Consider the following 24,461-nt stretch of genomic DNA (forward strand, 5'->3'; position numbering starts at 1 on the left):
ATTTCGACTTCCTTCAACCACCGTCAAGGAGTTTTCATGGCCCAGAAAAAAATTGCCGTCGTCATCGGCAGCCTGCGCAAGGATTCGTTCAACCGCAAGCTCGCGCTTGCCATCGCGCATCTCGCACCCTCGGATTTCACCTTCGAGCACGTGCAGATCGACGACCTTCCGCTCTACAACCAGGACCAGGACGGCAATCAGGCGCCGGCGGTCAAGCGGCTCAAGACCGAGATCGCCGCGGCGGACGGCGTGCTGTTCGTGACGCCCGAATACAACCGCGCGATTCCCGGCGTGTTGAAGAACGCCATCGACAACGCATCGCGCCCGTACGGCCAGAGCGCCTGGGCGGGCAAGCCTGCGGGCGTGATCGGCATCTCCGTCGGCCAGATCGGCACCGCTGTCGCCCAGCAGCAGTTGCGCACCGTGCTGGCCTATCTCGACATGCCGACGCTCGGCCAGCCTGAGGTCTTCCTGCAGAACAAGGAAGGCATGTTCGACGACAAGGGTCATATCGCCGAAGGCAGCAAGCAGTTTCTCCAGAGCTGGGTCGACAAGTACGTGGCCTGGATCAACGACCACTCGAAGTAGGCGAGTGAGGGCGAAGCACCTCAGTCCCCGATGAGCGCGAGCACGCGCAGGGGACTGCCTGATCCGCCCTGAATCTTCAGCGGTGCTGCCCAGATCATGGCGCCCCGTGCCGGAAGCTGATGGAGGTTGGTCAGGCATTGCAGCCCGTACCGATTGGCGCCGTGCATCAGCGTGTGACACGGGTAGGGCAGCGGCCAGGAGTGGGCTTGGCCCGCGTCGGTGTTGATGGTTTCCACGCCGAATCCGTGCACGTTGCGGTGTCTGATGAGCCATTCCACCGTTTCCTGCGTAGGGCCCGGCGTGTGTGCGCCGTCCTCTCGAAGATTCAGGAACGCGGCCGGATCGTTCGCGCGCCGCGACCAGTCCGTGCGAAACAGCACCCAGGCGCCGGCCGGAATACGGCCCTGCCGTGACTCCCAGGCTTCGAGAAAGGGCACGGTCAGCAGCCAGTCGGGATTGGCAGCGACTTCGGCGCTGGCATCGACCACCACCGCGGGCGCGACGAAATTCCGGGCGTCGATGGTGTCCACGCTGTTGTTCGGATGATCCTTGCCGCTGATCCAGTGCACCGGTGCGTCGAAGTGCGTGCCGGTGTGCTCGCCGCACGAGAAGTTGTTCCAGTACCAGCCCGGACCCGCCTCGTCGTAGTGCGAGATCTTCTCCATCTTGAAGCCCCAGACCTGCCCGAACTGAGGCGGTAATTGCAACGCCGGAAAGTCCGGCGACAAGGTCTGGGTGAGGTCGATGATGCGGACGCGGCCTTCGAGCAAATCAGTTGCGAGACGGTCAAGGGTGGCATGTGCCATGGGTGCGGATCTCCGTGGGATGCGTGGGGTGAGCGGGAAGGGTGGGAAGGGTGGGAAGGGCGGGAAGGCGCAAGGGCGTGTAGCCCGTTTTCCAGTAGACGAGGGCTCCGTCGTTGGTCGCGTCGGTGCGTATCCCACGCACGCGGCCGAGCACGACGCAATGGCCATGACGCTCGAAGCATTCCTCGATTTCGCAAGCGAAGGCCGCGGTCGCGCCGTCGAGCAGCCAAGCGTCTTCGACGAGATGCCATGTCGATCGCGCGTAGCGCCCCTCGGCCTGGATGCCGTCGCGCCCTGAGAAGCGCTCAGCCACCGTCTGCTGGTGCTCGGCCAGAACGTTGACGCCAAAGCGTCCGTGCTCGCGCATCAAGGGCCAGGATGAAGAGGCGGCATTGACGGACACAAGCAGCACTGCCGGTTCGACCGATAGCGAGACGACGGATGTGGCAGTGAACCCCGTGCGTGCGCCGAAGGCGCCTACGGTGATGACGCTCACACCGCCGGCCAGCCGTCGCATGGCCGTGCGGAAGGCGTGACCGTCGACCGGAACGGGCGTGTCAAACATCGCGGAGGCCATGGGCGCGGAGGATCGGGAGGACCATGTCCCGGAAATACGGGAACTCTTCGACGTAGTCCACGAAGGACAACGTGGTTCCGCTGAACCCCGCTTCAGCGAGGCTGATGATTCCCTGGGCCACTTGCTCCGGCGTGCCGACAAGCGGAAATCCCCCGTGCCCCGCCGCCATGCGATCGCGGATCAGGGCCAGCAGATCGTGAGGGAACGATTGAGCGTGCGCGAACTGGAGATTGACCAGGTTGTCAACGGCTGCCCAATCCGCATGTTGCTGACCGAAATGCGAGAGATAGGCGCGTGCCTCCGCCTCGGTGGGCCGGCAGACCACGTGCGAGAAAGTAAGCACTCCGACGTTTCGCCCCTTGGCATTGGCCGAGCTTCGCAGTTCGCTGACTTCGTCCTTCGAGCGCGCAAGATCGATGGCCGGCGTGAAAAGGAAGTTGGCGTTGCGCGTGGCGAATTCGCGTCCGAGCCCCGAGCCTGCCGCGTTGAGGATCGGCGGCAATCCGCCGTAGGGCTTCGGATGGCTGTGAATGCCCTTGAGCTGGAAATGCGCACCATCCCAGTCGAAGATGCCCGGGTCTTGCCACAGCTTGCGCACGAGCTGGTACCACTCTTCGGCATACGCGTAGCGTGTCTCGTGGTCGGGCGGAAGCTTCAGGCCCAGCGCCTCGTACTCTGGGTTGTTCCAGCCGGCGACGATGTTCAGGCCGGCGCGGCCCTGGCCGAGCTGGTCGATGGTCGCGATCTGCTTGGCCACGACCACCGGATGGTTGGCCGCGGTATGGGTGGTAGCGAACACCGTCAGCTGCTTCGTCTGCGCGACCAGCCCGGTTGCCCAGGTCACGGTTTCCAGGACGTCGCCATGGAAATTGGTGTCGCCGCCGTAGCCGATCCAGCGCGCGATGGGCAGCATGAAGTCGATGCCCGCATCGTCGAGCAGGCGGGCGAGCTTCAGGTTGTTGTCCCAGGTGTTCTGCCAGCGTTCCGGCACCTTGGTGACGGACATGCCGCTGGAGCAGTTGGAGGCGAAGGTGCCGAGCAGGAAGTGCTTGCGCTGCAGGAGGGGAGTAGGTTGGATTGGCATGGGGCGTGCATGTGTGAACTTGGACGGGTTCACGATAGGGACGCGGCGCCAGGGCGGTGTCCCGGGCGCGCAAGCGCTGTCCCATGAGTGCAAGTCTTTGTGCCGCCGTGCCATGCAGGAGCAGGGTGGGCGAGGGTTATCCCCGAAGTCCGACCTCGGCGCGAGCGCCCAGTATCGGGATTGGGGATCGCCGAAAAGCGTTTCGAAACCAGACTGTCCGGAGAGCGCGTGATTCAAGCTTCAGTTGCTCCAGTTGCCCGGGGCCCCCTGCCTCACATTGGCCACTTTCAGACTTCAGATCTCGATGAAGCGCGCAGCCGCGTCACGCAGGTGTTCTGCGATCACAAGCTGTCGGTCATCGGCAGTCGCCAGCGCGTCAAGGCGTCGATGCACTACCGCGGCATCGGGGCGCTGGGATTGGGGCGCATGGGCTACGGCGCTACCGTGGCGATCGACCCGGGGCAACTGCAGAGCTTCTATCTGATCCAGATCCTTCTGCAGGGGAGCGAAGGTGTGCGCACGGCGGGCGAGACGGTGCAGTCGACAAGCGCCGTCGCGTCGGTCGTCAGTCCGAGCGAGCCGATGACGATGCTCCACCACGAGGGCTGCGAGAAGCTCTTCGTGCGGGTGGAGCGCGCTGCGCTCGAAAAGCAATGTGCCGGCCACCTCGGCCGGCCTTTGCGTGAGCCGGTCGTCTTCGCGCCGGGGATGGCGCTCGATCAACCGCGCGCCGCGGCATGGGTGGGTTGGGTTCGCTGGTTGTTCGAGGAACTCGGCGACGATCTCTCGAAAAGTTCGCCCTGGGTCGATTCCCCGCTGCTCGCTTCGCAGATCGAACAGGCCGGCATTGCCGCGCTGCTGCAATGCCAGCCGCATTCGTACAGTGAAGTGCTCGGCGCGTCTGAGCACAGCGTCTCACCGGGTTTCGTGCGGCGCGCAGAAGCCTACGTCGACGAGCATGCGCACGAGCCAATTTCGGTTGCGGACCTCGCCAGGCATGTGGGTGTCAGCACCCGCGCGCTGTTTCTCGGATTCCGAAAGTACAGGACCACTACGCCGATGCGCCACATCGCGGATGTACGCATGGCGCGCGTGCGCGACGAGCTGTCGCAAGGGCGCCTGCCTGGCGAAACCGTGCGCGATGTCGCCTTGCGATGGGGCTTCGCCCACCTCGGGCATTTCAGCGCACGCTACCGCGAGAAATACGGGGAACTGCCGTCCCAAACGCTGAACCGCTGAGACCTTGCGGTGTCAGCGGTTCTTGGCGGAGCACCGTCAGCCGGTGCGCGATGAGTGACGTGGATTACGCGGCCAGCGTCGCGACGTCCTGATTGGCGGCCTTGCCGGTCGCCACGGCGATCTCGGCGCGCGCAGCGGTGATGGCGGAAGCCTTGGCCGCATCACCCATGCCCAGGCCTTCAGCGCGCACGAAGCGAACGTCGGTGATGCCGAAGAAGCCGAAGATCACCTTCAGATAGCTTTCCTGGTGTTCCATCGCCTGGCCGCCTTCGCTCGTCGAGTACATGCCGCCACGGGTCGAGGCCACGATCACGGTCTTGCCGGTCGCGAGGCCGACCGGGCCCTTGTCGGTGTACTTGAAGGTGCGGCCGGCTTGCGCGAGGCGGTCGATCCAGGCCTTGAGCTGGGTCGGCACCGTGAAGTTGTAGAGCGGGGCGCCGACGACGATGACATCCGCCGCCAGGAATTGCGTCACCAGCCGCTCGGACACTTCGTTTTCACGGCGTTGGGCTTCTGTGGGCTGCGCCTGGACGCCGACCTTGATGCCGAGCGCGTCGGCGGTGAAATGGTTGGGGGTGTCCACCGCGAGGTCGAGGTAGTCGACGGTCGTGTGGGGATGGGCCTTGCGCCAATCGGCCACGATTTCGGCGGTCAGTTGGCGCGAAACGGAGTTGGTACCCAGGACGCTGGAGTCGACGTGCAGCAGTTTCATGATCGATGGTCTTTCTTGAACAGTTGCCGGCGCTGAAATCGGTCGGCGTGGGAAGAATTCTATTTTTGTAGCGATTACTTGATAAGTAAGCAAAAATGGCTTAATTCGTTCCATGGATAGGACAGTCGACCATGCAAGACCTCAACGACATGGTGTTTTTTGCCGAGGTGGCGGAGCGCGGTGGCTTTGCGGCGGCCAGCCGCGCGCTGGGCATTCCGAAGTCGCGTTTGTCACGCCGCATCGCCGATCTGGAGGCGCAACTCGGCGTTCAACTGATGCAGCGCAGCACGCGGCGGCTGTCGCTCACGTCTGCCGGCGAGCTCTATCTGAAGCACTGCGCGGCCATGCGCGATGCGGCCCAGGCGGCTGCCGAGGCCGTTGCACAAGTCCAGACGGAGCCGCGAGGCACCGTACGCCTGAGCTGTCCGGTGACGTTGGCACAGAGCAGTGTCGGCCCTTTGCTGCCGCGTTTCATGGCGCTCTATCCGGCCGTCCGTGTCGAGATGCGCGTGCTGAACCGGCCGGTCGATCTGGTCGAGGAGGGCGTCGACCTTGCGCTGCGCGTGCGGCCCGAGGTCGAGGACAGTGCCACGCTCGTCGCGAAGATTTTCGGCATCAGCCGGGGCATCCTGGTCGGCAATCCTGATCAGCTCCAGCGGCAAGGGCCGGTGCTGGTGCCGACGGATCTGTCGAAGCTCGACACCGTGTCGATGTCCACTGGCGACGGCCGGACCAACTGGCGCCTGGAAGGGCCCGCCGGCAAGGTGACCGTGCATTCGCACGTACCGCGCTACGTTGCCGATGACCTCCTGACACTCAAGTTCGCAGTGGTGCAGGGCACGGGCGTATCGGTGCTGCCCGACTACATGTGCCGAAACGAGCTCAAGACGGGGAAACTGGTCGAGGTGCTGCCGGGCTGGGGACCGGCTCCGGGCATCACTCACTTGATGTTCCCGGCTCGGCGGGCGCTGGTGCCGGCCGTGCGGCGGCTGATCGATTTCCTGGTCGAAAACCTCGACAGCGATGAGCCTCACGACCTGGCCGGCTGATCTGCTTATGCGAAAAATGCCATATTCAAACAAGTAGATATTCGTTTGTCTTTGAAGCAATGCTTCGCAGAATCCTCGATTCCCCTTAGAGGCCATCAAGTTTTCTGCGTGACGAAACCAACCATCGTGATCGTGCCGGGCTGGCGTGACTCCGGTCCGGGCCACTGGCAAAGCCTATGGGCCGAGCGCATGCAGGGCGCGATTCGCGTGACGCAAGATGACTGGATCACACCGACGCGTTCCGCCTGGGTGGCTTCGCTCGAAAAGCTCGTGCTCGAGAGTCCGACGCCGGTGGTCATCGCCGCGCACAGCCTGGGTTGCATCGCGACCACGCACCTCTCCGAAGCCGCGACCGCCCGCATCGGCGGTGCCTTGCTCGTGGCGCCCGCCGACCCCGAGCGACGCGCCGTGCTGTCCGATTTCGCGCCGGTTCCCTACGCAAAGCTGCCCTACCGCAGCATCGTCGTGGCCAGCAGCAACGACCCCTACTGCCCGGTGCGGCTGGCCGGCGCCTATGCCCGCTCCTGGGGAAGCGAATTCGTTCGGATGCAGAATGCCGGCCACATCAACATTGAATCCGGGCATGGGGACTGGCCGTTGGGCCTTGCTCTGCTCCAATCCCTGACGAACGAGCCGACCACGCTGATGGACGGCCGTCAAAATTTCGAACCTTTGGCAACCCTATGACTTCCAGAATCAAGACGATCCTTGGCGCGCTCGTGCTCGCCGCCGCAGGTGCTGCTTCCGCGCAGCCCACGACACTTCTCAACGTTTCCTACGACGTGGCGCGCGAGTTCTACAAGGACTACAACGCCGCCTTCGTGGCGCACTACAAGAAGACCACGGGCAAGGACGTCAAGATCGACCAGTCGCATGCCGGCTCCAGCGCCCAGGCGCGCGCCGTGGCCGATGGTCTGGACGCCGATGTGGTCACGATGAACACCAGCACCGACATCGATTTCCTGGCCAACGCCGGCGTGGTCGCCAAGGACTGGCCCAAGCGATTCCCCTACAACGCGGCGCCGACCACTTCGACGATGCTGTTCCTCACGCGCCACGGCAACCCCAAGGGCATCAAGGACTGGGATGACCTCATCAAGCCCGGCGTGCAGGTCGTCGTCGTGAACCCCAAGACCGGCGGCAATGGCCGCTACGCCTACCTGGCGGCATGGGGCTACGTGAAGAAGAAGGGCGGCACCGACGCCCAGGCGGCCGAGTTCGTCGGCAAGCTCTTCAAGAACGTGCCGGTGCTCGCGCGCGGCGGCCGCGACGCGACGACCGCCTTCCTGCAACGCAACATCGGCGACGTGCTGATCACCTTCGAATCCGAAGTGGTCTCCATCGATCGCGAATTCGGCGCGGGCAAGGTCGACGCCGTCTATCCGTCGATCAGCATCGTGGCAGAGAACCCGGTCGCCGTCGTGGAGCGCACGACCGCCAAGCGGGGTTCGGGCGAACTTGCCAAGGCCTACCTCGACTACCTCTACTCTGACGAGGCCCAGGAAATCGCGGCCAAGCATGCGCTGCGCCCGCGTTCCGAAGCGGTTCTCAAGCAGTTCGCCTCGACCTTCAAGCCGCTGCAACTCTTCACGGTGCAGGAACTGTTTGGCAGCCTGAGCGAAGCGCAGAAAGTCCACTTCAATGACGGTGGCCAGTTCGACCGGCTCTATACGCCCGGCGCTAAATAAATGAGCGGTGCAGTTTCTTCGGCGCTGCCGTCCTCGGCGGCGCCGCTTGCGCGTGCGGGCGGCGCAGGTGTCTCCCGGCGCGTGCTGCCGGGCTTCCACCTGACGCTCGGCTACGCGTTGTTGTACCTGAGCCTGATTGTCCTGATCCCGCTTTCGGCGCTGGTGTTCAAGACCTTCACGCTGACCTGGGACCAGTTCTGGACCGCGGTCACGGCACCGCGCGTCATGGCGTCTTACCGGCTGACCTTCGGCGCATCGCTGATCGCCGCGCTGGTCAACCTGGTGTTCGGACTGCTGGTTGCCTGGGTGCTCGTGCGCTACAAGTTTCCGGGCAAACGAATCGTCGACGCGCTGGTCGACCTTCCCTTTGCGTTGCCTACGGCCGTCGCCGGCATCTCGCTGACCGCGCTGCTCGCGGGCAATGGCTGGATCGGCCAGTACCTTGAACCGCTGGGCATCAAGCTGGCCTTTACGCCGGCCGGGGTGGTGATCGCGCTGATCTTCATCGGACTGCCCTTTGTGGTCCGGACCGTGCAGCCGGTGCTCGAGGACACTGAAAAAGAACTCGAAGAAGCCGCGACGAGCCTCGGCGCGACGCGCCTGCAGACCTTTACCAAAGTAATCCTGCCTTCGATCACGCCAGCGCTGCTCACCGGCTTCGCGATGGCTTTCGCGCGTGCGATCGGCGAATACGGTTCGGTGATCTTCATCGCCGGCAACATGCCGATGATTTCCGAGATCACGCCACTGATCATCATCGGCAAGCTCGAACAGTACGACTACGGCGGCGCGACCGCGGTGGCGCTCGTGATGCTGGTGATTTCGTTCGTGCTGCTCCTCGTCATCAACGGCCTGCAGGTATGGCAGCGGCGTCGCGCCGGGAGTTTGTCATGAGCGCGTCTTCCAGAACCGTTCGCCGCGCGCAGGCCGGAACGACCGAAGCCGCCTGGGTTCGCTGGACGCTGATCGGCATCGCAATGACCTTCATGCTGCTGTTCCTCGTGTTGCCGCTGGCCGCCGTTGCGGCCGAAGCATTGCGCAAGGGCTTCGATGCCTACATCGAGGCGTTGAAGGAGCCGGACGCGTGGAGCGCCATTCGGCTCACCTTGTTGACCGCGGCCATTGCGGTGCCGATGAACCTGGTCTTCGGCGTCGCCGCCGCATGGGCTATTGCCAAGTTCGAGTTTCGCGGCAAGGCCTTCCTCACGACGCTGGTCGACCTGCCGTTTGCCGTGTCGCCGGTGGTGGCGGGCCTGATCTACGTTCTGGTCTTCGGCGCGCAGGGTTGGTTCGGGCCGTGGCTCGCAGCGCACGACATCAAGATCATCTTCGCGGTGCCCGGCATCGTGCTGGCAACGGTGTTCGTGACCTTTCCGTTCATCGCACGCGAACTGATCCCACTCATGCAGGCACAGGGCACGGAAGAAGAGCAGGCCGCGATCGTGCTCGGCGCGACCGGCTGGCAGACCTTCTGGCGCGTGACGCTGCCCAACATCAAGTGGGGCCTGATCTACGGCGTGATCCTCTGCAATGCACGAGCCATGGGCGAGTTCGGCGCGGTGTCGGTTGTCTCGGGTCATATCCGCGGCCAGACCAATACCATGCCGCTGCACGTGGAAGTGCTCTATAACGAATACCAGTCCGTCGCCGCCTTCGCGGTGGCTTCGCTGCTGGCCATCCTGGCGCTGGTCACCCTGGTGATCAAGTCCTTCGTCGAATGGCGGCACGAGCGTGAAATGAAGGCCATCGCCGACCTGCCGCCCGAGCGGCCGCCGGCCGTTGCGTCCTGAAGGAGAGAAATCATGAGTATCGAAATTCGCAACGTCAGCAAGCGGTTCGGCGACTTTCACGCCCTGCGCGACGTGAACCTGGACGTCTCGTCGGGCGAACTGGTCGCGTTGCTCGGCCCCTCGGGCTGCGGCAAGACCACGCTGCTGCGCATCATCGCGGGCCTTGAAACCGCCGACGCCGGCAGCATCCTGTTCGCGGGCGAAGACACCACCGATGTGCACGTGCGCGAGCGGCAGGTGGGCTTCGTGTTCCAGCACTACGCCTTGTTCCGGCACATGACGGTGTTCGAGAACGTGGCCTTTGGTCTTCGCGTGAAGCCGCGCGGCACCCGTCCGAGTGAAGCGCAGATCAAGGCCAAGGTGCATGACCTTCTCAAGCTGGTGCAACTCGACTGGCTGGCCGATCGTTATCCCGCGCAGTTGTCCGGTGGCCAGCGCCAGCGCATCGCCTTGGCGCGTGCGCTCGCGGTGGAGCCGAAGGTTCTGCTGCTCGACGAACCCTTCGGTGCGCTCGATGCCAAGGTGCGCAAGGAACTGCGCCGCTGGCTTCGACGCCTGCATGACGAACTGCACGTCACCAGCATCTTCGTCACGCACGACCAGGAGGAGGCCCTTGAAGTCGCCGACCGCGTGGTGCTGATGAACAGCGGGCAGGTCGAACAAGTCGGTTCGCCGCAGGACGTCTGGGACCATCCGGCAAGCCCCTTCGTCTACGGCTTCCTGGGCGATGTGAACCTGTTCCACGGTCGCGCCCACGAGGGCGAGGTGCACGTGGAAGGCATCCGCATCGATTCGCCCGAAAACAGGGAGGTGCGCGACGGAAAGGCGCTGGCCTACGTGCGTCCGCACGACCTCGCCGTCACGCGGTACACGCCCGGTGCAACGGGCATCGTCGCAACCTTGACTCGCGCGATTGTGGTCGGTCCTATCGCGCGATTGGAACTCGAACCCACCGAATCGAATCCTGATAATCCGGGCTCCGGAACCATCATCGAAGCGCAACTTCCTGCGCAACAGTTCCGGGACCTGGGTCTGCGCGAGGGCGACACGGTTGTCGCCACGCCACGCAAGGCCCGGGTGTTCGTAGAGGACTGGGTTTCACCATGATTGACTGGTATTTCGGCGCGCCGCGGCGCGCCCTGGCACTGATTTGCGCAGCGTGTGTCGCAATGCTTGCGTTCGGCATGTATCTGCAGCACGTGGTCGGGCTGGAACCGTGCCCGATGTGCATCGTGCAGCGGTATGCGCTGGTGCTGGTAGGGTTGTTCGCGGGTCTGGCTTCGCTGAGCCGCCGAAAGGGGTTGCAGGTGACGGGCTCGCTGCTCGGCTTTGTCATGGCGGTCGGTGGCGCCTACACGGCGGCGCGACAGAGCTGGCTGCAATGGCATCCGCCGGAAGTCATGAGCTGCGGACGCGACATCTACGGAATGATCGAGACATTCCCCTTGCAGCGCGCACTGCCGATGATCTTCCGCGGCGCAGGTGATTGTTCACAGGTGGACTGGACCTTCCTGGGTCTGTCGATCGCAAACTGGTCGTTCATCGCATTCACTGGCTTCGCGATCCTGCTGCTGATTCTGATGTTCCGTCGCGGGACTTCCAGCGACGCGCGCTGAATCCGGCGCAGTCCTTTCGCATGAGCCCCGCAGACCGGCCGCGCCGGCTGCTGTGAGCGCCCGCGCCATGCAATGTGGCGTCGCGCCCAAAGCTTCGAATGAAGTTCCAGCTTTTTCGCGGCGACCTTCGCGACCTTTCTCGGCCGTTTGAGAGCCAAACGCGGGCACGCGAAGAGTAGATTTGCCGGGGTCGAACAGCGACTCTGAGAAGTCCCAATCTTGCGGCTGAGCCCGCGAGTTGACGACACCACGACGTCAAGCGCACACCTTTTGGACAAGGGTGCTCCGCGCTACTGACAAGCCAGGCAAATCCACGATCGAGTTATGAATTCCAAGGGTGAGGTCTCCATCCCGTTTGCGCATCCCGTCTATGTTCGAAGCGTCCTCGACTGCTTGAACAGTCGTGGCGTATCGCCCTCGACAGTACTTTCAAGTGCGGGCTTGGCTTGGCAGGACCTCTACGACGGCCAGGAGATGGTGGACTTCTCGGTCTTCCGTCGATTTGTCGCCCAGGCCATCCAATGCAGTGGCGAGCCGGCATTGGGCTTGATGGCCGGATCCATGCTCCAGCCGTATCACAGCCCGGTCGGTATCGCGGCCGTGACAAGCGACAGCCTGGGTCAAGGCCTCGAGTTTGTGAGCCGGCACGCCAACCTGCTCTTTGGGAGCGTAGAGTTCCAGATACAAAGCGGCCCTCAGTGGAGCACTATCAAGGTCAGGCCGTTGCGCCCTCTGTGCGAGACGCACGTCTTCGTCATGCAATCCATTCTCGGCGCGCACTGCCGGCTGCTGGAGGCGATGTTGGGGCGGCCCGCCGACGAACTCACCGTGGGATTGCCCTATCCCCGCCCGGCCGGCAACGATGTGCCGTGTTTGCGCTATGTCCGAAGGGTCGCGTTCGATCAGGAACACCTGACCTTCCGGTTGCCTGCGGAAATACTCCGAGTGCCTTGTACTTCTGCGGATTCAAAGGCATTCCTGGATGCTGCGCAGACTTGTCGGCGAATGGAGTCGGAACTGGGGCAGGGTGACTTCGTGCAGCGCGTGCGACGTGTGCTGCTTGACCGAATGACGATCAATCCGGAAGCAGGTGAGTTGGCCGTTGACTTGGGCATCTCCGCACGGACGTTGGTGCGGAGGCTTGCGGACGCTGGAGTCACCTACTCCGACATCAAGGACGAACTGCGCAAGGAGCATGCCGCCTGGTACTTGCAACACACGGAGTTGTCCATGGAGGACATTGCCTCGCAACTGGGATATTCGGATCCGACCAGCTTCGGTCGCAAGTTCAAGAACTGGTATCGCGTCACGCCGAGCAAGATGCGGCAGGCCTTGCGTTGCGGCACTCATTGAGATGGATGACTGCGCGGTTACGAAGATTCCATCTGCGCAGTCAAGAACACGATCAGGCTTTTTGCAAGCGCAACGCCTCAACGACCGAGTGTGACGGCGGTCGCGGCTTGGAAAATTGTGGCAACAGGCGTTCAGATCGACTCGGCAACGCAATCTCCGAAGCGGAGATGACCCCGCGGCCCCTTGGCCAATCGGTATTGATGCTGCCAATGTAGGTGATCGACTCGTTGACGCGAGTGAGGATTTCAATACAGCGGACCTTCAAGGCCACGCCGGCTCGAGTCAGTTGAACCCTGCGCGTCGTGCGCTGAAGCAACGGGGCTTCGAGCATGGTTTCGAGTCGTGCGATGCTTCTGCTTACGCTTGATTTGTGGATCTTCAAAGCGTCGGCCGCCAACGAGAAGCTGGCAAGCGATGCGACATACGCGAAAACGCGGAGGTCGTTGAGGTCCAAAAATCTCTCTGCAAATGGTCTGGATAGAAAACTGTTCGGCATTTGGACTCCCTTGCCATATCTTTTGACCTCATTAACCGCCACGTGAGCGGATGTGGGCTGATGGCTGATTTGTGAACAACTGGACGGCGCGAAGCGCTCGCGGAAGAGATAAAAGGCTGCCCGACTTTTGCCGGGCAGCCCTCAAACTGCCTTCGATGCTGACGCTCGATCAGAAAGCGTGTCGAATACCGATGTCGTAGCCAGTGGAGCTCTTCGGCGTGGTCCAGACGCCGTCGAACGCAACGTTGTACGCCGGGCCGCCGACGGTCAGACCTGCTCCGTTCTTGTTGTTCACACGAGCCACAGTCGTGTACAGCGCCGTGCGCTTCGAGAGGTTGTGCACGTAGCCAATCGCGAACTTGTCGGCTCGTGGCTCTTCGTTCAGTTCGAATCCGCGGTACCGCACTGCCGAATAGGAAGCACGGATGAGGCCAGGACCGACAGGCACGGTCGCACCAAGCAACCAACCCTTGGCACCAGGATCGGCCAGCATGCCCAAATTCTGGACGTCGATCTTCAGTCGGTTGTCCGAGTATTCGCCGAACAACTTGACCGGTCCGAAATCGTACGAAGCGCCCAGATTCCAGGTCGCAACGTTTGCGGTCAAGCCCATGAAGAAGTCATCTGCCACAGTGCTTTCACCATAGGAGAGGGCGATGTCAACCGGTCCGGTGGCGTAGCCGACGCGACCACCGATATAGCGACCTGCGCGCTGGGTATTGGGCTCGTTGGGGGTCAGAATGGCCGGATCGAACTTTTCGTTCTCGTTGAAGGCATACATGACCTGGCCGTACGCACCGCCCAAATTGGGTGGCAGGAAGTAGCCGATCGAGTTGCTGGCTCGCGTGTAGTTCTCGTTGAGCATGCCACCGTTGGCGGTCGAGACCAGATTCTCGCCAACGCCGTTCGCGCCGAAAGGATCGAACACGGAGTCGTTCCAGTACGTCGGGGTGTAGTCGCGGCCCAGGCGGACTTCACCGAATGCGCCGGAGAGACTCACCGTCGAGCGACGGTTGAAGCTCAAGCCGCCGGCCGGTCCAGCACCGGTGCCGTCATCGTTATTCAGGCCGGCTTCGAGCCAGAAGCTCGCGGCCAAGCCGCCCCCCAGGTCTTCCGTCCCGCGGAAGCCCAGACGGCTCGAGTTGTAGCCGGAGTTGGTGAGGGCCGTCTGATTCGTGGTGATGCTATTGCCAAGTGGGGTTTCCGCCCTGTTCGAGTAGCTGCTGACCGCAGCGTCAACCACGCCGAACAGCGTGACGGACGACTGGGCCGAGGCGGTGCCGGCAACAGTCAGGGTTGCCAGGGCGGCCAGGGCGACTAGAGATTTTTTCATTCCAGGTTTCTCCAAGGTTCAACAAAGGCACCGGTGTGACAGGCTCACCGTGACGGCACTTTTGTGCTCGCACCGGCCCCCGGGCCAACCTCCCATTGGGAAGTTGAGTCGATTCCATCAGAGGCACTTCTGCGCGGCAGACCCGTTCCTGCAAGGTCATCCAATAACCCTGCAAGATCGACCCTCGAAGAGCACATTTGCGTTGTCGCGTTGCGACATGACAGCCACCCAGCGATCGCGCAAGGCGCACGACGGCGCCCCGAAAGACGCATATCCCGGACAAGAAAATGAGATGTGGGCGGCGCGCCTAAATCCCGCGCGCCCAATTCCAGAAACACCGCGGAACCGGCTTTGCCGGGCCGCCGGTGTTGCCCCCGGTAGGGGGTGGGCGGCTACACGAAGTGAGCCAACCTGGGGGCGAGTTCAGAGCGGCAACGTGTCGAAAGCCCCGTAAGCCGTCGCCAGCCACGTTTTCACGCGCTGTCGTTCGAGCAGCCCGAGCGCGTGCGGCCCTTCGCGGTCGTTGACCGCTTTCCAGAAACTCGTGTTGCGCGCATCGATCTTGCGCATGCTCGCGTCGTGCAAGCGGGGCAGGGCGATCACGCGCGCGCCCTGTGCGGTCGCCTTGCTCAGCGACTGCGAACCGAGCAGCAGCCCGAAGTCGCTGCCGCGGCCGTAGTTCTGCACCACGATGTAGTTCGGCCGATTGCCGAAGGTGTCGATCAGCGTGCCCAGCAGGTCGGTCGAATCCTTGCCATCGTCGAGCACATGCCAGAAGTTGACGGCGACGCCGAGTTCGGCGAACACGTCGAACAGGTCCGACTCCTTGATCCAGCGCGACAGCGGCGCCAGCGTCTGGGCCGCAAGGTCGACGATCACGCTCTGCTGGGGATTGGTTTCGAATCCATTCACTACCGTGTCGAGCCCCTCGAAGCTGTCCACCACGATCGGGGACGCGAAGCCTTCGTAGAAGCGCGTGAAGGAACTGTGCGAGCGATCGGTGTCGAATCCGACGAAGGGCTTGCTGTGGTCGATGAAATACTGCGCCAAGACCCGTGCCGTGACCGACTTGCCGACACCGCCCTTTTCGCCGCCGATGAAGTTGAGGGAGCTCATGAGGTTCCTGGAGAGGGATGAGGAGGGATGGAAAGGTCCGGAGGATTCTAGGGGGACGGAAGCTGATTCAACTCGTCCTTCATGCGCTGCTGCAGTTTGTCGATCATTGCGCTCGACTTGAGGATCGAGCTGTGGTCCTCGTCGAACCCGAAGGTGAAATCGGCGCGGCTTTGGATATCGGGCGGGAGGACGCTCCGCAGCGAAACGACACCGTCGTTGCTGCCGGGCACGAAGCGCGACCGGCCGCCGTAGCCGAAAAAGAGCGTGTACCGGATGTCTGCTGGTCGCCGCACCGTCGGGAGTTCGCGCAGGAACGGCGAACCGGGCGCCATGTCGAGCCACGAGCCCGGTACGCGCGTCGGCCCGATGCCCGCCCATCGCGCGCTCTCCTGGCCAAGCCAGGGGGTGGAAATCGTGATCACGTGATGGACCGGCGGCACGCGCCCCTCGCGCAGGATGATGTTCAAGGCGCCGCGGGTCACCAATCCGCCCATGCTGTGAGCGACGACCACACTGGTGGCGAAGCCGTAGCGATAGTGCAACTCATCGAGCGCGTTGTTGAGCATCATGGCCGACAGGCCAATGGAAAAACCGCTGGGGTAGTAGAAGACCCATGGCTGGAAGGTCGTGCGGTCGAGCTTGTCGATGACTTCTTCCCAATCGCGCGGCGATCCGCCAATGCCGTGCACGAAGATCACCGGCACCCGTTTCGGATCGAAGGGTTCGAGCATGAAGAGTCCCGCCCGGTCTTCGGCAATGAACTGCAGCGGCGCGAACATTCCTTCGCGCACCTTTTGCGGGGAGAAACGCTTTTCGTCGATCGCGGCTTGCGCGCCGAATCCTTCGTTCCGTCGACGCACCAACTCCGCATAGGCTTCGTCGAACACGGCCGGCAGCGCGACCGTGGGTGCGGCGAAGGGAATCCTGATCTGACCGAGTCCTGTCGAAGCAGTCGGCGGATCGTTGACGGCATCCATGGCCAAGGGAGTGCCTTGATAGAGCGCCGCCGGCTCGCCGCGCTGGTACTGCATGTCGCGATTGACATCCTCGAACGCCAGGATTCCATATTGGCCGGGCGGGGCCGCCAGGTGATAGACCCCGCGGCTTCTCGGAATCACATCGAGAAAGATCGGCCGTGGCTCATCGCCGACCTTGTAGAGCACGACCACGATGGGCCCTCGTGCCTCTTTCTCGGTTTCGACGGTCCCCGTGAAATACACGGCATCATGGATGCGCTTCATCTGCCGATCGGCCGTGATGAGCGCGCAGCCAGCGGTCATGGCGCAGAGCATCACCAGCAGCACGATGCGAAGCGTTGGCGAAATCGTCCTGGCGGTCGTCATCGTCATGGTGTGCTCAGGCCTGGATAGGCCCTAATTCTTGGGCACCATCGAAAAGAACGGCCCCAGGCTGCCGAGAAGCCAGTTCTGACTGAAATCGAGTGCCGCGCGGCGGTACTTTTCGTCCGCCTGTGCGGCCATCAGATCGAGGCGCGCGACCACCTTGGAGAGCTCACGATCGACCAGCAAATTGCGCCCGCGATCGCTGATTTCCGTGGCCAGCAGCAGAGGCTTGCCATCCGGGTTGGTCTTGGAGCCGATGAGCCACAGCGAGATCTCGACGTTGCGCGCAGCGCGGAAGCTGTTCTCGGCGTTCACGCCGTCCAGCATGCTCTGCTCCCAGGTGTTGCCGTTGGCCTGCTTGAGCAGCGAGGCCCAACCCACCACCAGCGCTGCGACGCGATCCCCCTCGTAGGGCTTCGGGGTGGTCTCGAAGGCCAGCCGGATGGCGTCGATGCCAGTCGCTCCGTGAAGATCGGGCAGGGGCTGTTCTTGCTGAATGGCATCCCAGGTGCGCTGGATGGCGTCGTCCGCGCTCGCTGCCCACTTCTTCCATTCGCGCGGATTGCGCCGGTAGAGAGACAACTGCACGCGCTTGACGGACTGGATGTTGTCGCGCAGCGCCAGATTGGCGATGCGGTTGGCGCCCGTCTGGAGCCATTCCTGATTGTTGTAGGGCTCGGCGCGTTGAGTGGACGTGCAACCGCAGAGCACGAGGGCCGCGGCGCAGATTCCGGGTCGCCAGATTCGAGGTTCAAGCAGGGGAAAACTGGGGGAGGCGCGCATGGGGCGCACGTTATCATCCTCCCCTCAGGTGGCGGCCGGTCCTCCGGATTCAGGCCAGTGAATTCTCCTTACAAATCAACACCTTGGCTTAGGGCCGACCTGTCGTGCGTCTCAATTCCATCAAGCTCTCCGGCTTCAAGTCGTTCGCCGAACCCACCAATTTCCTCTTGCCCGGCCAACTCGTGGGGGTCGTCGGGCCCAACGGCTGCGGCAAGTCGAACATCATGGATGCCGTGCGCTGGGTGCTCGGCGAATCGCGCGCCTCCGAGCTGCGGGGCGAGTCGATGCAGGACGTCATCTTCAACGGCACCACCACGCGCAAGCAGGCCAGCCGTTCGAGCGTCGAGCTGGTTTTCGACAACGCCGACCACAGGGCCGGGGGGCAATGGTCGCAATTCGCCGAAATCGCGGTCAAGCGCGTGCTGACGCGCGACGGCAATTCGAGCTACTACATCAACAACCAGCCGGTGCGCCGGCGCGACGTCCAGGATGTGTTCCTGGGCACCGGCCTGGGGCCGCGTGCCTACGCGATCATCGGGCAGGGGACGATCAGTCGGATCATCGAATCCAAGCCTGAAGAATTGCGGCTCTTCCTGGAAGAAGCCGCCGGCGTTTCCAAGTACAAGGAACGTCGCCGCGAGACCGAGAACCGCCTCGGAGACACGCGCGAGAACCTTACGCGTGTCGAAGACATCCTGCGCGAACTCAACAGCAACCTCGAAAAGCTCGAGAAGCAGGCCGAGGTCGCCGCGCGCTACAACACGCTGACAAGCGATGCCACGCGCAAGCAGCACCAACTGTGGTTCCTGAAGCGCACCGAGAGTGAGTCCGACCAGAGCCGGATCAAGGCCGATGCCGAGAAGGCGATCAACGACCTTGAATCGCGCACCGCCGATCTCCGCCACATCGAGGCCGAACTCGAAACCGTGCGGCAGGCGCATTATTCCGCCGGCGATCAGGTCAACCAGGCGCAGGGCAAGTTGTATGAAGCCAGCGCCGAGGTGGGTCGGCTCGAAGGCGAGATCCGCTTCGTGGTCGAAGGGCGGCAGCGCGTGGAGCAACGACTGGTGCAACTGCGCGAGCAGATCGCGCAATGGAGCACCCGTCGCGAAGATGCCGAGGCCGAGATCGAAACCCTTGCCGGTCAAGGCGTCAACGCCGAAGAGCAAGCCGAACTGCTGGCCGCGCAGCTCGAAGAGCACGACGCGCGCATGCCTGAGCTCGAAGACGCCCAGCAACGCGCGCAAAACGAGGCGAATGCCCAGCGTGCTTTGGTCGCGCAGGTCCAGCAGCAGATCCAGGTGCTGGCCGCCGACCAGCGCAACATCGAAGAACAGAGCCGCCAGCTCAACCAGCGCGCCGAGCGTCTGCGCAGCGACCAGAACGCGCTCGCGGCGCCCGACGAGGCCCGACTGCGCGATTTGCAGGAGCAGTTCGCTGCCGCGCAGGAGGCCGCCACCGAAGCCGATGCACGGCTGCATGATTTGCAGGAAGCGGTGCCGCAACTCGACGATGACCGTCGCACGCGCCAGCAGGCCGTGAATACCGAAGGCACACGCCATGCCGAGCTCTCGGCTCGCCTCGAAGCGCTCAAGGCGCTGCAGGAAAAGGTCAAGACCGACGGCAAGCTCGCGCCCTGGCTGGCCAAGCATGGCCTCGAAAGCCTGCAAGGCCTGTGGAGCCGCATCCATATCGAACAGGGCTGGGAAAACGCGCTCGAATCGGCGCTGCGCGAGCGCCTGGGCGCGCTCGAAGTCAGCCGGCTCGACATGGTCCGCGCATTCGGCGGCGACGCGCCCCCGGCCAAGCTGGCGTTCTATACGCCGCCCGTTGCAGCCGTGCCGCCGGGCCCGGCTGCACTGCCGCGTCTTTCCGACCTGCTGCGACTGAGCGATGCCGGCCAGCAGGCGCTGTTCGCTGAGTGGCTGCACGGCTGCCATACGGCGGACACGCTCGAAGAAGCCCTGGTCCAGCGCGACAAGCTTCAGCCGGGCGAGGCGATCTACGTCAAGAGCGGCCATGCGGTCACCGCGCACAGCGTCAGTTTCTATGCGCAGGATTCCGAGCAAGCCGGCTTGCTGGCGCGCCAGCAGGAAATGGAAAGCCTGGAGCGCCAGTTGCGCGCCCAGACGCTGATCGCCGACGAATCGCGCACAGCGCTGGCCCGCGCCGAGGCCGCTTACGCCGAAGCGGCCCAGCGCCTCGTCGCCGCCCGACGCGAGGCGACCGACACGCAGTCGCGTGCGCACGAACTCCAGGTCGAGACGCTGCGCCTGACGCAATTGGCCGAACAGACACGCGCGCGCAGCGAACAACTGTCCAACGATCTCGGCGAAGTCGTCGCCCAGCTCGAAGAGCTGCAGGAACGGCGCATTGCCGCCGAGTCACGCTTCGAAGAGCTGGACATGCAGCTTGCCGACAGTCAGGAGCGCCACGCGCAACTCGACGAGCGCGTGATCGAAGCGGCCCGTGCGCTGGCTGCGAGCCGCGACCAACATCGCAGCCTCGAACGGCAGGCGCAGGAAGCAACGTTTGCGCAGCGCACGCTCGAAGCGCGCCGCGGCGAACTCAGCCGCGCCATCGAGACAGCGACGCAACAGACCGTCTCGCTGGCCGAGGAAGACGAGCGCGCACGCGCCGAACTCGGCCGCTTGTCCGACGCGGCCGCGCAGGCCGGGCTGCAGGATGCGCTGTCGCTCAAGCTCGAACGCGAAAGCGCGCTGGGCGCCGCGCGCAGCCAGTACGACGACCTGACGCTCAAATTGCGCGCGAGCGACGAGCGCCGCCTGCAACTGGAGCGCGAACTCGACCCGCTGCGCCAGCGCATCACCGATTTCCAGCTGAAGGAACAGGCGGCTCGCCTCGGCTTCGAGCAGTACCAGCAACTGCTGGTCGACGCGCAGGCAGATCTCGAAACGGTCGCGCTGTCGATCGAAACCGACAAGGTTCGCCTCACCGGCCTGCAAAGCGAAATCGACCGGCTCAACCGCGAAGTCGCAGCGCTCGGTGCCGTCAACCTCGCGGCGCTCGACGAGCTGGCTGTCGCGCGCGAGCGCAAGACCTTCCTCGATGCGCAGTCCGCCGATTTGAACGAAGCCATCGGCACACTGGAAGACGCGATCCGCAAGATCGACGCCGAAACCCGTGATCTGCTCGGCGGCACCTTCAAGATCGTCAACGAGCACTTCAGCCGCATGTTCCCCGAGCTGTTCGGCGGCGGCAACGCCAGGCTGATGATGACCGGCGACGAGATCCTCGATTCCGGCGTGCAGGTGATGGCGCAGCCGCCGGGCAAGAAGAACCAGACCATCCACCTGCTGTCAGGCGGCGAGAAGGCGCTGACGGCGATCGCGCTCGTGTTCGCGATCTTCCAGCTCAACCCCGCACCCTTCTGCCTGCTGGACGAAGTCGACGCACCGCTCGACGACGCCAACACCGAACGCTATGCCAAACTCGTGACCGCGATGAGCCGCGAAACCCAGTTCCTCTTCATCAGCCACAACAAGATCGCGATGGAAATGGCCGAACAACTGATCGGCGTGACCATGCAGGAGCAGGGTGTGTCGCGCATCGTGGCGGTCGATATGGAATCGGCCGTGTCGATGGTCGAAGCTGCTTGAGTCGACCCGATTCATGAGCAGCCTCACCGTCGCCCTCGCCATCCTTGGCGGACTCGTCCTTGCCGCAGTGGTCGGCTACAACACATGGATGTCGCGCCGCAATGCGCCGCGGCAACCCGACGCCAGCGCCACCGAGCCGCCCGAGGCGGACGCGTCGTCGCAAGGCGGCCAGGAGCCCTTGCTCCATGTCGATCCGCACCGCTTGCCCGGCACCGAACGGCACGAACCGCTGTTCGACCCGGACCTGCCGGCGCCTGCTGCATTGCCCGTACCCACGGCCGACCGGCGCGGCGGTCTCGACCCGCTGATCGACGTGATCGCGCCGGTATCGCTCGAAGGTCTCGCCTCGGGCGACGCCGCGATTGCCGCGATGCCCGCCACGCGGCGTGCCGGCAGCAAGCCGGTCGCGGTCGAAGGACTCAACGAACACACGGGCAATTGGGAGCCGGCGGTGCCAGGCCAGCGCTACGGCGCCTTCCAGGTCGGGGTGCAGTTGGCCAACCGGACGGGCGCGCTCAACGAGATCGAATACTCCGAATTCGTCGTCAAGGCGCAGGCTTTCGCCGACGCGGTGAACGGCGCGCCCGAGTTTCCGGAAATGCTCGACGAGGTCGGCCGTGCGCGCGAACTCGACCAGTTCGCGAGCACGCATGATGCGCAACTGAGCTTCGTGCTTCGCGCGCGGCATGCCGCGTGGAGTCCGGGTTATGTGCAGCAGAACGCCGCGCGGATGGGCTTCGTGGCCGGCATGATTCCGGGGCGCATGGTCCTTCCCGCTGCGGAACCGGGCCTGCCGCCGATCCTGGGCTTGTCCTTCGATACGCAGGCGGCGCTGGCCGACGACCCCGCGCAATCGGCCATCCGCGAACTCACGCTGAGCCTGGATGTACCCCAGGTCGGCCGCGAGGAGCAGGCCTTCGAGCGCATGCGAGAGGTCGCCGCCGCATTGGCACGCGAAATGGATGGCGTCGTCACCGACAGCGACGGCCAACCTTTGCGTGACGAGACCATGGACGTCATCGGCGCCGATCTCCTGCAGCTCTACGACACGCTTGATTCGCGCGACCTCTCGGCGGGATCGCCATTGGCGCGCAGACTTTTCAGTTAACCGCCTTCTCTTCGGGAGACCCGCATGACGACGCGCGAAGAGGCGGCTCGCGAAGCCGCCGCGCTGAGCGAGCAGCTTCACCGGCACGCTCATCTGTACTACGTTCTCGACGCACCCCAGTTGCCGGACGCCGAGTACGACAAGCTGTTTCAGCGCCTCCAGGCGCTCGAAGCTGAATACCCCGACCTGCGCACGCCGGATTCGCCGACACTGCGCGTGGGCGGCAAGCCGCTCGATGGCTTCACCAAGGTTCGCCACAAGGTGCCGATGCTGTCGATCCGCACCGAAACCGACATCACGCCCGGCGGCGCCAGCGCCTTTGACGCGCGTGTTCGCAAGGAGCTCGGGCTGGCGGAAGACGCACCTCAGGTCGAATACGTGTGCGAACTCAAGTTCGATGGCCTGGCGCTGAACCTGCGCTACGAAAACGGCGTGCTGGTGCAGGCCGCGACCCGCGGCGACGGTGAAATCGGCGAGGACGTCACGCAGAACATCCGCACGGTGCAGCAGATTCCGCTCCGGTTGCATGGCAAGGCGTCCGAGATTCCGCCGGTCGTGGAAGTCCGGGGCGAGGTCTACATGCGGCGCGACGATTTCGACACGCTCAACGAGCGCCAGCGCGAAAAGATCGCGGCCGGCCAGAAGAACGAAAAGGTCTTCGTGAACCCGCGCAATGCAGCGGCGGGCGCGGTGCGCCAGCTCGACCCGGCGATTGCGGCGAACCGCCCCTTGAGCTTCTTTGCCTATGGCCTCGGCGAGGTCACGCCGCCGGAGCAGGGTGGCCCGAACTGGCCGACGCAGTTCGATTGGCTGCAGCAATTCGATGCCTGGGGATTCCCGGTGGCCTCGCAGACCGCCCGGGCGCGCGGCGCGCTGGAGCTGATCGCCTTCCACGAGACGATTGGCCGTCAGCGCGATGCGTTGCCCTACGACATCGACGGCGTCGTCTACAAGGTCGACAGCCTCGAGTTGCAGCGGCAACTCGGCTTCGTCTCGCGCGAGCCACGCTGGGCGGTGGCGCACAAGTATCCGGCGCAGGAACAGTTGACCGAGGTGCTTGCGATCGAAGTGCAGGTCGGTCGCACCGGCAAGCTGACGCCGGTGGCCAAGCTGGCGCCCGTGTTCGTCGGCGGCGTGACAGTGACCAATGCCACGCTCCACAACGAAGACGAGGCGCGCCGCAAGGATGTGCGGGTAGGCGACACCGTCATCGTGCGACGCGCCGGCGACGTCATTCCCGAGGTCGTCGGCGTGCTGCCGGAGAGCGCAGCCAGGCCGGACGACCAACGCGGGCCGGTGTTCACCATGCCGCACAAATGCCCGGTCTGCGATTCGGATGCGGTGCGCGAAGAGGGCGAAGTCGACTACCGCTGCACGGGCGGGCTCTTCTGCGGCGCCCAGCGCAAGGAGGCGATCCTGCATTTCGCGGCACGGCGCGCGCTCGACATCGAGGGTCTGGGCGACAAGCTGGTGGAACAGATGGTCGATGCCAACCTGATCCGGACGCTGCCCGATCTCTACAAGCTGGGCTTGTCGACGCTGGCCGGCCTGGACCGGATGGCGGACAAGTCGGCGAAGAACATCGTCGATGCGCTGGAGGCATCGAAGAAGACCACCTTGCCGCGCTTCCTGTTCGGCCTCGGCATCCGCCACGTGGGCGAGAGCACCGCCAAGGACCTCGCCAAGCACTTCGGCAAGCTCGACGCGATCATGGACGCGACCGAAGAGCAATTGCTCGAAGTCAACGACGTGGGCCCGGTGGTGGCGCAGAGCTTGCGGACCTTCTTCGACCAGCCGCACAACCGTGAGGTGGTCGAGCAACTGCGCGCCTGCGGCCTTCACTGGGAAGAGGGCGAGCCGGCCGCGCGGGCGCTGAAGCCGCTGGCGGGCAAGACTTTCGTCATCACAGGAACGCTTCCTACGCTGAGCCGCGACGAGGCGAAGGACAAACTGGAGGCTGCCGGCGCCAAGGTGGCCGGCTCCGTCAGCAAGAAGACCGACTATGTCGTCGCGGGCGCCGAGGCGGGCAGCAAGCTCGACAAGGCGCGCGACCTCGGCGTGGCGGTGATCGACGAGGCGCAGATGCTGGAGATCCTTCAAGCGGCCACCTGAACGGGCCCTACGGTGGCTTTACAAGGCTCCTGGCAAGCCCTGTCAACA

Annotated in this window: 22 protein-coding genes; 13 read left to right on the forward strand and 9 right to left on the reverse strand. The window is 64.0% G+C overall.

All coding sequences use genetic code 11. The features are described from left to right. The first annotated feature begins 36 nt into the window (after positions 1-36). The gene (locus tag AC1DHL_RS09450; RefSeq protein WP_478102557.1) at positions 37-588 is read left to right on the forward strand and encodes an NADPH-dependent FMN reductase; all 552 of its coding nucleotides are present in this window, start codon (positions 37-39) and stop codon (positions 586-588) included. A 20-nt stretch (positions 589-608) separates the two neighbouring features. Here AC1DHL_RS09450 and AC1DHL_RS09455 read toward each other — a convergent pair whose 3' ends face one another. From AC1DHL_RS09455 to AC1DHL_RS09465, 3 genes are read right to left on the reverse strand one after another with little or no spacing between them, the layout of a single operon-like run. Next, on the reverse strand, positions 609-1,394 hold the full coding sequence (locus AC1DHL_RS09455; RefSeq protein ID WP_478161814.1) for a cyclase family protein: 786 nt from the start codon (positions 1,392-1,394) through the stop codon (positions 609-611). Beyond that, positions 1,375-1,959 carry a flavin reductase family protein gene (locus AC1DHL_RS09460; protein WP_478161815.1) on the reverse strand — a complete coding sequence of 195 codons (585 nt, stop codon included), beginning with the start codon at positions 1,957-1,959 and terminating at the stop codon, positions 1,375-1,377. Before AC1DHL_RS09460 ends, AC1DHL_RS09455 begins: the two co-directional genes overlap by 20 nt. Continuing rightward, positions 1,952-3,055 (reverse strand): LLM class flavin-dependent oxidoreductase, encoded by a 1,104-nt coding sequence (locus AC1DHL_RS09465; protein WP_478161816.1) that lies wholly within the window; start codon positions 3,053-3,055, stop codon positions 1,952-1,954. The genes AC1DHL_RS09460 and AC1DHL_RS09465 overlap by 8 nt, the downstream gene beginning before the upstream one ends. A gap of 228 nt (positions 3,056-3,283) precedes the next feature. Here AC1DHL_RS09465 and AC1DHL_RS09470 point away from each other — a divergent pair, with 228 nt between their 5' ends. Continuing rightward, entirely contained in the window at positions 3,284-4,294 is a 1,011-nt protein-coding gene (locus tag AC1DHL_RS09470; RefSeq protein ID WP_478161817.1) for an AraC family transcriptional regulator, read from the forward strand. Positions 4,295-4,358: 64 nt separating this feature from the next. Here the strand turns inward: AC1DHL_RS09470 and AC1DHL_RS09475 are convergent, their stop codons facing one another. Then, complete coding sequence (locus AC1DHL_RS09475) at positions 4,359-5,006, reverse strand: FMN-dependent NADH-azoreductase (RefSeq protein ID WP_478102567.1); 648 nt, start codon at positions 5,004-5,006, stop codon at positions 4,359-4,361. A gap of 131 nt (positions 5,007-5,137) precedes the next feature. Here AC1DHL_RS09475 and AC1DHL_RS09480 point away from each other — a divergent pair, with 131 nt between their 5' ends. The 8 genes from AC1DHL_RS09480 to AC1DHL_RS09515 all read left to right on the forward strand — a co-directional run bounded on the left by AC1DHL_RS09480 (position 5,138) and on the right by AC1DHL_RS09515 (position 12,502). Then, positions 5,138-6,055 carry a LysR family transcriptional regulator gene (locus tag AC1DHL_RS09480; RefSeq protein WP_478161818.1) on the forward strand — a complete coding sequence of 306 codons (918 nt, stop codon included), beginning with the start codon at positions 5,138-5,140 and terminating at the stop codon, positions 6,053-6,055. Positions 6,056-6,163: 108 nt separating this feature from the next. Further along, positions 6,164-6,742, forward strand: a complete 579-nt coding sequence (locus AC1DHL_RS09485; RefSeq protein ID WP_478161819.1) for an RBBP9/YdeN family alpha/beta hydrolase — start codon at positions 6,164-6,166, stop codon at positions 6,740-6,742. Further along, complete coding sequence (locus AC1DHL_RS09490) at positions 6,739-7,743, forward strand: sulfate ABC transporter substrate-binding protein (protein ID WP_478102570.1); 1,005 nt, start codon at positions 6,739-6,741, stop codon at positions 7,741-7,743. The genes AC1DHL_RS09485 and AC1DHL_RS09490 overlap by 4 nt, the downstream gene beginning before the upstream one ends. Continuing rightward, a complete protein-coding gene (gene cysT / locus AC1DHL_RS09495; protein WP_478102572.1) occupies positions 7,744-8,637 on the forward strand; it encodes a sulfate ABC transporter permease subunit CysT in 894 nt (297 codons plus the stop codon). It abuts the gene before it with no gap. Further along, a complete protein-coding gene (gene cysW / locus AC1DHL_RS09500) occupies positions 8,634-9,533 on the forward strand; it encodes a sulfate ABC transporter permease subunit CysW (RefSeq protein WP_478102574.1) in 900 nt (299 codons plus the stop codon). Before cysT ends, cysW begins: the two co-directional genes overlap by 4 nt. A 12-nt stretch (positions 9,534-9,545) precedes the next feature. Then, entirely contained in the window at positions 9,546-10,640 is a 1,095-nt protein-coding gene (locus AC1DHL_RS09505; protein WP_478102576.1) for a sulfate/molybdate ABC transporter ATP-binding protein, read from the forward strand. After that, complete coding sequence (locus AC1DHL_RS09510; protein ID WP_478161820.1) at positions 10,637-11,149, forward strand: disulfide bond formation protein B; 513 nt, start codon at positions 10,637-10,639, stop codon at positions 11,147-11,149. Before AC1DHL_RS09505 ends, AC1DHL_RS09510 begins: the two co-directional genes overlap by 4 nt. A gap of 324 nt (positions 11,150-11,473) precedes the next feature. Continuing rightward, positions 11,474-12,502, forward strand: coding sequence for an AraC family transcriptional regulator (locus tag AC1DHL_RS09515; protein WP_478102580.1), 1,029 nt, complete (start codon positions 11,474-11,476; stop codon positions 12,500-12,502). A 52-nt stretch (positions 12,503-12,554) separates the two neighbouring features. Here the strand turns inward: AC1DHL_RS09515 and AC1DHL_RS09520 are convergent, their stop codons facing one another. From AC1DHL_RS09520 to AC1DHL_RS09540, 5 genes are all read right to left on the reverse strand, one after another. After that, entirely contained in the window at positions 12,555-12,956 is a 402-nt protein-coding gene (locus AC1DHL_RS09520) for a LysR family transcriptional regulator (protein WP_478161821.1), read from the reverse strand. Between the two features lie 211 nt (positions 12,957-13,167). Continuing rightward, positions 13,168-14,331 (reverse strand): porin, encoded by a 1,164-nt coding sequence (locus tag AC1DHL_RS09525; RefSeq protein ID WP_478161822.1) that lies wholly within the window; start codon positions 14,329-14,331, stop codon positions 13,168-13,170. A gap of 423 nt (positions 14,332-14,754) precedes the next feature. Then, positions 14,755-15,447 carry a P-loop NTPase family protein gene (locus tag AC1DHL_RS09530; protein WP_478102584.1) on the reverse strand — a complete coding sequence of 231 codons (693 nt, stop codon included), beginning with the start codon at positions 15,445-15,447 and terminating at the stop codon, positions 14,755-14,757. A 47-nt stretch (positions 15,448-15,494) separates the two neighbouring features. Then, positions 15,495-16,796, reverse strand: a complete 1,302-nt coding sequence (locus tag AC1DHL_RS09535) for an esterase/lipase family protein (RefSeq protein WP_478161823.1) — start codon at positions 16,794-16,796, stop codon at positions 15,495-15,497. Between the two features lie 24 nt (positions 16,797-16,820). Then, positions 16,821-17,573 (reverse strand): hypothetical protein, encoded by a 753-nt coding sequence (locus AC1DHL_RS09540; RefSeq protein ID WP_478161824.1) that lies wholly within the window; start codon positions 17,571-17,573, stop codon positions 16,821-16,823. 104 nt (positions 17,574-17,677) lie between these two features. Between AC1DHL_RS09540 and smc the strand changes: the two genes are divergently transcribed. From smc to ligA, 3 genes are read left to right on the forward strand one after another with little or no spacing between them, the layout of a single operon-like run. Continuing rightward, a complete protein-coding gene (gene smc / locus AC1DHL_RS09545) occupies positions 17,678-21,193 on the forward strand; it encodes a chromosome segregation protein SMC (RefSeq protein WP_478161825.1) in 3,516 nt (1,171 codons plus the stop codon). A gap of 13 nt (positions 21,194-21,206) precedes the next feature. Further along, positions 21,207-22,301, forward strand: coding sequence for a cell division protein ZipA C-terminal FtsZ-binding domain-containing protein (locus AC1DHL_RS09550; protein ID WP_478161826.1), 1,095 nt, complete (start codon positions 21,207-21,209; stop codon positions 22,299-22,301). Positions 22,302-22,325: 24 nt separating this feature from the next. After that, positions 22,326-24,413, forward strand: a complete 2,088-nt coding sequence (gene ligA, locus AC1DHL_RS09555; RefSeq protein ID WP_478161827.1) for an NAD-dependent DNA ligase LigA — start codon at positions 22,326-22,328, stop codon at positions 24,411-24,413. The last annotated feature ends 48 nt before the right edge of the window (positions 24,414-24,461 follow it).

This window comes from Variovorax sp. 10L426 (assembly GCF_056395305.1).